The 6,935-nt window shown below is 45.6% G+C and carries 5 protein-coding genes; 3 read left to right on the top strand and 2 right to left on the bottom strand.

The genetic code is table 11. The annotated features are described in order from the left end of the window. Positions 1 to 128 precede the first annotated feature (128 nt). Positions 129 to 3,017: a M26 family metallopeptidase gene (locus E5331_RS18930; RefSeq protein ID WP_135986286.1), complete on the top strand. Its 2,889-nt coding sequence runs from the start codon at positions 129 to 131 to the stop codon at positions 3,015 to 3,017. Between the two features lie 74 nt (positions 3,018 to 3,091). On the opposite strand, the gene E5331_RS18925 is transcribed toward E5331_RS18930, so the two are convergent. Continuing rightward, positions 3,092 to 3,640 carry an NERD domain-containing protein gene (locus tag E5331_RS18925; protein ID WP_123483904.1) on the bottom strand — a complete coding sequence of 183 codons (549 nt, stop codon included), beginning with the start codon at positions 3,638 to 3,640 and terminating at the stop codon, positions 3,092 to 3,094. Continuing rightward, a complete protein-coding gene (locus tag E5331_RS18920; RefSeq protein ID WP_123483903.1) occupies positions 3,633 to 4,670 on the bottom strand; it encodes an AAA family ATPase in 1,038 nt (345 codons plus the stop codon). Before E5331_RS18920 ends, E5331_RS18925 begins: the two co-directional genes overlap by 8 nt. 346 nt (positions 4,671 to 5,016) lie before the next feature. On the opposite strand from E5331_RS18920, the gene E5331_RS18915 reads away from it, so the two are divergent. Then, complete coding sequence (locus E5331_RS18915; RefSeq protein WP_123483931.1) at positions 5,017 to 5,703, top strand: ABC transporter ATP-binding protein; 687 nt, start codon at positions 5,017 to 5,019, stop codon at positions 5,701 to 5,703. After that, positions 5,700 to 6,923, top strand: coding sequence for an ABC transporter permease (locus E5331_RS18910; RefSeq protein WP_135986284.1), 1,224 nt, complete (start codon positions 5,700 to 5,702; stop codon positions 6,921 to 6,923). The genes E5331_RS18915 and E5331_RS18910 overlap by 4 nt, the downstream gene beginning before the upstream one ends. Positions 6,924 to 6,935: the final 12 nt, after the last annotated feature.

The raw sequence follows: 6,935 nt of genomic DNA, 5'->3' as shown, positions 1-6,935 counted from the left end.
CACGAATCTTTTCATTATACAAAATTTAATGATCATAAACCATAAACATTAAACCTTAAACCATTTAAGTGAAGCAAGTTGGAAAACTTGCGAAACTTAAATTACTAAGAATAATAGACGTATAAGCAATGAGATATATTACACTATCGGCTTGCGCCGCACTACTAATGGGTATGGCGGCGTGCTCATCCGATGACATAACGTTGAAAAGCAATGACTACGGCTCGACAATCGAGTCGACCGACGGCAGACGGGTCAGTACTTTCGTGATTTCAAACGCCGGAATGGACGCCCCAGACTCACTAAAGATGGTGCGCGTGATCCTTACGCCGGAGGCTTCCGACGAACCGCTGTCGTTTGATGCTTCAATAATCGTGGATCGCGACAACATGAAATGTATGATGGTGATACCTGCCGGAGAATCCATACCCGATGGCAAATATGTCCTGATCATCAAGACTCAGGATGATCAGACACTCGGCGCACGCCTACAGGTGAGGTTTGTCGACGAGATGCTCCACACTGTCAGCGCACAGAGCATCATGTATATGGGGCTCTCTGGAGAGGGTACAAAGGAGGATCCCTACCGTATCGCATCATCAGATGATTTCGCGATGATGGTGTCAAACCTAAGACGTGATTCACTTGAACTCGGGAGAGGACGATATTTTAAGCAGACATCATCTTTCCAGGCTCCGACGCAAAGCAAACTCATCGACGGTAGAGGCTACTATAGCTATTCCTTTGCCGGAAATTATGATGGCGGCGGCAACAGCATTACCGGACTATACTATATCGGGGCTGACAACTCCGACAGAGAACCGGGAAAAGATAGCCACATAGGTCTTTTCTCATCCCTACAGGATGGTGCCGTAATCCAGAACCTTGAAATATCGAATGCCTCGATAGTCAACGGATATGATTATATCGGGTTTCTTGCCGGCGAGTCGTCAGGCAATGTGAGTATCGAAAATGTACAGGCTTCCGGCTCCATCATCAATGCCAATAATTATTGCGGGGCACTGATAGGCATGCACTCTAAAGGCTCGATATCCATAAAGAATCATGACATAGCCTCCAACATCACCGGCAAGGATTATATCGGTGGAGTGATAGGAAAGATCGACAGTTCAACAGCTACAATCGAAAATGTATCGACCTCATCACGCCAATTCTCAATAAAGGGTGAACAGGCTGTAGGCGGTCTTATCGGATATTTCTCCGGTAGCCTCCACGCATCACGCATCTCAATCACCCATACCGTGAGCGAGGAAGACTCAAAGGTGAAGATTGTAAGCGGGACGCAGAATGTAGGTGGAATGATCGGTAACGCATCTTTCAGTCAGAAAGAATGCTCGCTTGACAATATATCCGTGAAATGTCCTGTCGGTGGAGAGAATTACACCGGAGGTATTTTTGGACTCCTTAATGTCAGCATACCGACATCTGTATCAAAATGTCTCTATAGCTCGCTCGTCACCGGCATTCAATATACCGGAGGTTTTGCCGGAGAGATATACACCGCCGATAATTTACTTAAATTCATCGGGAAAGATAACGAGTCGCGTGTCGTGGTCACTATGGCTGATACAGGAGTCAACGGAAAGATCGGTACCGGTGGATTTGCCGGCAAATTGTATGGCACAATCAGCTTTGACGCCAAATTTGAAATTGCCGTCAATGTATCACATGGTGACAATAACTATGTAGGCGGAGCTGTCGGAGAACTGACCGGTGGCACCCTCCATGCTGACCGCATCTCCATGACAAGCAACACTATGAATGTGAAAGGGACATATTATGTCGGAGGGATAGTTGGCTATGTCAAGAATGCCAACGTAGTCGGTACGGATAAGTTTGACTATTCTTCCAAATGGATTATTCCCACTCTCTCCTCTCGACACTCCCTTTTCTGCGGTAACGTGACGGGGGATGAATATGTAGGAGGACTTGTCGGATTCATAGAGAGCGGCAATCTTCAGGCTCTGCATTCAACTGCAACCGTGACTGCAAACACCAACGGGGGAGGTATCGTGGGATATGCTGACGGAAAAGGCACAAATTCATATATAATCGAGGATTCTTCTTTCGCCGGAACATTGAAGGTGTCGGCAAGCAATGCCGGCGGTATCGTAGGTGGCAGAGAGGGGGGAATGCTAGTGAAAGACTGCGTGAACTACGCCGACATATCCTGCAACGACCAGACAGGCGGCATAACAGGATGGGTAGACTACCATAAGATTGCCACAAACACCGATTACTGCGTGAACCTCGGTAAAATATCCGGCGGCAAGTGGGTCGGCGGCATAGTCGGCGGTATGGATGGACATGACTACTACACCCGCGTCTACAAATGCGGCAACTACGGTTCTGTGACCAGCAACGGCGAACATGCCGGAGGCATTGTCGGCACTTGTCAGAACAAACGCATACGGGTGTGGAACTGCGCCAATCACGGCGACATACAATCCAACTGTGATGGAGGAGCTGTGGGAGGCATCGCCGCACACCTCGGCGAGGATCCCAACGGTGTTCACTCGGCGGCAAACCTTGAAGTGAGAGAATGTTACAACAGCGGTAAAGTCTCGACAACAAAATTCCACGTACACATCGGCGGCATACTCGGATATCAGGAAGAGGGTGGTTCTGATTCAGGCGACCATGATTCATGGGTGCATGACTGCGTGAATGAGGGCGACATACCCTCCGACACCCACGACGACACAGGCGGCATTGTAGGCTGCATCGACCACTACTCCGTAATTGAGAGATGCTACAATCGTGGAAAAATCTCCGACGGCAATGCCATGATCGGCACACGCAAAAGCTCAGCCATCAACACATGCCACGACCTATTCGCACTCAAAGACTCCGGGAAAGGCTGGAAATGCAACGGCTTCTACGAGAAAGGTACCCCCGAAAACAAATACTACAACTACGACTTCACCAACGTCTGGATAATGACCGACGGCTACCCCCGTCTCCGCGATTGCCCCTTCCAGAACGTCCATCCCTAACCACAGATCCCCAATCATAAAAGCATCAGCTCCTTGACCCATCCCGGCCAAGGGGCTGATACTTTACAAAATATTCATTCTACAAAAGAGACGTCCAGATCCGGAATTATATCTGTTATATTATCCACAGAATTAACAGATATTTTTGCAGCATGAAGCCATGATAGCTTCTGTTTCAATTTTTGCTGCCATATACCCATCTTTGCCTTCCTCTCCTTTTCATTAGATACATCCAACTCAACACATGCTATCACCATTATTTTATTATTATCATCAAGCAGAAGCTGATTCACCTTAGCGAAAAACTCATTGTCATTCGTTGAGAAACGGGCTGATCCTATCGACGAAGCCATAGCATCTCTTACCTTAATGGCAATACGATGCATAAGCTCCTCCCCTTTACTGCCCAATACCTCTTTAGTGCTTTCATCTTGTGTATGACCTCGGTAATTTTTTATTTCCACAAAATACAATTTGTCATTATGTATTCCAAGGAAATCAACCGCCTTTGTTGATTTAAGAAATTTTTCAACTTTTTTATGAGCGATATGATCGTCATATTTGAGTATCATCCAACTGGATTTGAAACAAAAGTTTATGCCACTTTCCTGGAAGTCACTCATAGTCATTGATATATGTTTGTTCTAATTCATAAAAAGCTGCATACTCTTCCAGAATGGGATTATTCTGTATTGTAGCAAGTGTCTCACCCTCTTCCACACTGATAACATTTCCTTCTTTATGAAGCCCGAAAAAACGTATATTCATATCGGTTTTATCCTTATATTCAGAATAAAGAGACAGTATATGGGTAAGAAGATAATCATGAGTTGCAATAAAAATTTGCAGACCACACCGCTCAAGTTCACGAATAAATTCCGCCACTATGCGTATCAATGCAGGATTAAGATTTGATTCCGGTTCATCCCAAAATAAAACTGTATTGCTATTTATCTCTCCATTAAGAATAAGATAAAGTATGGATGCCATCTTCCTTAATCCCTCTGCTACAAGATGTGCTTCCATTCGCCCATCAACAGTCTCAATATAAAACCTACCATTCATCTGAAGCACCTTAAAGCCAAGTTCTTTCTCAAGTAATTCTATGGCAGGTTTTAGTGGGTTATCTTCTATATTGCGTAATACAGGAAGAGCAAGCGAATGGGCAAGATTGATATAAGTCTGATCAAATGAAAGTTCTCGTTTGCTGCTCAATCCAATAAAACCCTCGAACAATGAAAACATTTCGCGTGGAGGAATATAAATAAACTGACATTCATCCCATTTATCATCCTTATCTATCTTCACAGTTGTCTTGGATGTGGAGGAAAAACCGAATGAAAGCTCCTTCCCATCTATATTTACACCTACAGTTGATTTTCCGGAAACAACATTCTTATTCACCAGATTACCTATAAAATCCGGTTTGAAATAATGAATCAAGTTTTCAGCTAAAATATATTCAAATTGTTCCTTTGAGGTAGTCTTCTTTAACTGAAACTCATGACGAGCCTGCAATGCCGATGCTATACATTTAAGTATATGTGTCTTGCCTGTTCCATTTTTGCCAATAAATATATTCACTCCATCAGTAAATGAAAATTTATTATTTGCAAAGCTCGTGAATCCACTTAATGATATGCTGTTTACCATTATATTCTACATTAAATTATAAATCTCCACAAATTTACACCAAAAACAGGAAGATACCAACACCATGAGTTGAAATTATTACAATTGTTTTCATCATCTACTGGTTATGGTGAAAAATATCCATATACCAAAGATATTTTCCATTCCTCTCCATCATAAATCCGAATTTCAAGACGACAAGGTAGGTTTGATGCCGGAGTTGTCGGTTTTTCTGCTTATTTTTGGCAATTGACTATGTTTTTGGATTATTTTTATGACTTTTTTCAATTGTTTGATACTAATAAGGTCTCTTTATGCGTTGTTTCTCTGTGTTCCACTAATGGACTATGCCTAACTGATGAATGAGATGATACGTCTGCGCGACGTCAATAAAACATACGACGGTGCCGTACCTCTTCATGTGCTCAAAGGGATTAATCTTGATGTGTTCAAGGGTGAGCTCGTGTCGATCATGGGTGCTTCCGGCTCCGGCAAATCAACGCTATTAAATATCCTCGGTATTCTCGACAATTATGACTCCGGCGAATATTATATCGACGGGAAACTGATTAAGGATCTCAGCGAGAACCGTGCCGCTGAATACCGAAACAGGATGATCGGTTTCGTTTTCCAATCATTCAACCTTATCAATTATAAGAATGCGGTGGAGAACGTGGCTCTCCCGCTTTTCTATCAGGGGGTGTCGCGTAAGAAACGCAATAAGTTGGCGATGGAGCAGCTGGAGAAGATGGGACTCGCTGACCGTGCACACCACCTGCCGGGAGAACTGTCGGGCGGTCAGAAACAACGTGTGGCGATTGCCCGCGCTATGATCACCAACCCTTCAATCATACTTGCCGACGAACCTACGGGTGCGCTCGACAGTAAGACCTCGCACGATGTAATGGGTATCTTCCGTGAGCTTAATGAGGTGGACGGGAAGACGATTATCATTGTCACCCATGACCCCGGTGTGGCTGCCCAGACCAACAGACTTATACGCATATCCGACGGCGTGATTGTGCCGGAATCATCCCCAATTGTCATACCATGACCGATCTGATCCGCGAAATATTTCAGACAATACGCACGAATAAGTTGCGTACCGTGCTGACCGGCATAGCTGTAACGTGGGGTGTATTCATGCTGATTGTACTCCTCAGTATGGCACGTGGCGTCACCAACAACTTTCAGGAGATGATGGTGTCGCGCAACACTGCCTCTATACGTATTTTCAGCGGGAACACTTCAATCCCTTACAAGGGGAACCGAGAGGGGAGACGCATAAGGATGAAGGATGGCGACATGAAGATATTGCCGGAGAATAATCCAAAGTATGTGGAGGAAGTGACGTCACGCATATATGGTTCCGGCAACATCTCCACTCCAAAAGCGAAGATTTCCGAATCATACACAGGCGTATTCCCCTCAATAAAGCAGGAGCAGGATATCCGGACAATGAAAGAGGGGAGATTCATCACTGACCGCGACCTTGCCGAGAAGGCAAAGGTCATCGTACTTCCGGAATATTATGCCAACCAGCTGTTCCCTCCCGACGGCATAGGAGCTTGCGGCGGTAGAGTGGATTGTCAAGGTCTATCCTTCAAGGTGGTGGGGGTATACCAAAGCAATTGGAACCGCAGTTGCTACATACCGTTTACCACAGCCCGTATGATCGCTTCTGACCGTGAGGATCTCGGCACACTCTCCGTGGCTCTCAAGAATGTACACACGGAGGAGGATGGCAACACTGCGGAGACAGATATCCGCAACACTCTCGCCACTGTCCACAATTTCGATCCCGCAGATGAGAATGCCGTCTACATCTCCAACAGTTTTACAAATGCCATAAAAACACGTCAGGCTCTCGTGATTCTCGACACCAGCGTATGGGTGCTCGGCATACTGACGCTTCTTACCGGCATAGTCGGAATCAGCAACATCATGTTTGTGACCGTAAGGGAGCGCACCCATGAAATCGGCATACGTCGCGCAATTGGGGCAAAGCCACATAAGATCCTTACCCAAGTGATTGCCGAGGCTGTGGGCATCACCCTGCTGTTCGGGTATCTCGGCATTGTGTTTGGCATGATTGTCACTCAGATTATTGCCTATATAATCGGTCCGGACGGTCCCATCTCGAATCCTACTGTCAGCATAGCCATTGCCCTCGAAGTGATGGGAGTGCTCGTGCTGGCAGGGGCGATTGCCGGACTTTTCCCGGCTATGAAGGCGTTGAAAATAAAACCGGTGGAGGCTCTCCGCGATGAATAAGACTATCTGACT

Origin of the sequence: Lepagella muris, assembly GCF_004793975.1 — a bacterium.
Lineage (GTDB): Bacteria > Bacteroidota > Bacteroidia > Bacteroidales > Muribaculaceae > Lepagella > Lepagella muris.
The sequence above is the reverse complement of the archived record's forward strand: the minus strand, read 5'-3'. Positions and strand labels throughout refer to the sequence as shown.